This window comes from Aeromonas finlandensis (assembly GCF_000764645.1).
Taxonomy (GTDB): domain Bacteria; phylum Pseudomonadota; class Gammaproteobacteria; order Enterobacterales; family Aeromonadaceae; genus Aeromonas; species Aeromonas finlandensis.
This window is the reverse complement of record NZ_JRGK01000188.1, coordinates 1-1,050: the sequence shown is the minus strand read 5'-3', so window position 1 is coordinate 1,050 and position 1,050 is coordinate 1. Positions and strand designations below refer to the sequence as shown.

Genomic DNA, 1,050 nt, shown 5'->3' with positions numbered 1-1,050 from the left:
ATTCTGTTGACTGTGCTATTACAAATCCTATGTTATCGTAGTGACTATATGGCTTACCATTGTTTCCTGAATTTGGTTGTGACCAAGCAGGAAAAGCAGATTTTATTTCTCTCCCCCTATGCTGTATTGTCACTTTCATTTTTAGTAGTGGGTTGTTATTATTTATGTAACCAATTATTTGCCCTGCTTTCCGCTGATTGATATCCTCATTATCTAAAGCTTCTTCTATAACCTTTATGATTTTATCTCTGTCATAACCTTTAGGAAACAATGTCTTCCAGAGAAAACCTGATTTATAGTATTCATCAGGGTACATTGTTATTTTTGCCGCACTCCCAGTAAATAGTTCTCTGGGAATTCTTAGTGTAATAACTCCGTTTCCAAGCTCTCTTGCATAATACCAATATTTATGTTGTAAACTATGAAAAAAATGCAGATGCTCTAACTCGTTTATATGGTTTTTTTTGAATTTAACCCATGCGTCATAAGTATGTAACCCTCCTCGCAATACAGTCATGTTATCATGCCCTTGAATTGGCCTTATGGCAAAATCCCCCTCTATAATATGTTTGATTGCAGATTCTGATAGTGTTAGTTTTTTACCATCTTTTTGCGTAAACTCTTTAATCACAATCTTCCCCTTTTAATTTGTCGGTTTATTCATGATTTATTTATTGTGACAATAGAAACTCTCTTCGAATAGATGGCAATGATTTTGAAATGGCTTGCCGTGTCATTGGTTTTTGTTTAACGGTTAGTATTCGTCTCCCAATATCAGTCTGATTCAATCCTAACTGTTTGAGGGCAAGTATTATTTTTTTTGTGTCAGAAAATTTTGAGTCCACCATTCTACGAGCCAAGTTACGTAATTCGGCTTCATCTGCGGACTGCAAGGTTAATCTCAGCATCAATTGGAAAAAGTATTTATCTATCAGTTCATCGCCTGATAGTGCGTTAGGTCTGGATCGGTTGGCGCACTGGTGAGTCAGCCTGGCAAGCTCAATATTAAATTGTGTTAGGGAGCGTTTGGCTCTTCTATATAAAGGGTTC

1 protein-coding gene and 1 pseudogene are annotated in these 1,050 nt (G+C 36.4%); both read right to left on the bottom strand.

Features of this window, described 5'->3' with window-relative positions; translation table 11 throughout:
• Window positions 1-631 (bottom strand): annotated as a pseudogene (locus tag LD28_RS22395) (EndoU domain-containing protein); the annotation flags it as partial.
• 40 nt (window positions 632-671) lie between these two features.
• Window positions 672-1,050, bottom strand: a 379-nt coding sequence (locus tag LD28_RS23685) for a hypothetical protein (protein ID WP_206538754.1), incomplete at its 5' end; no start/stop codon positions are given.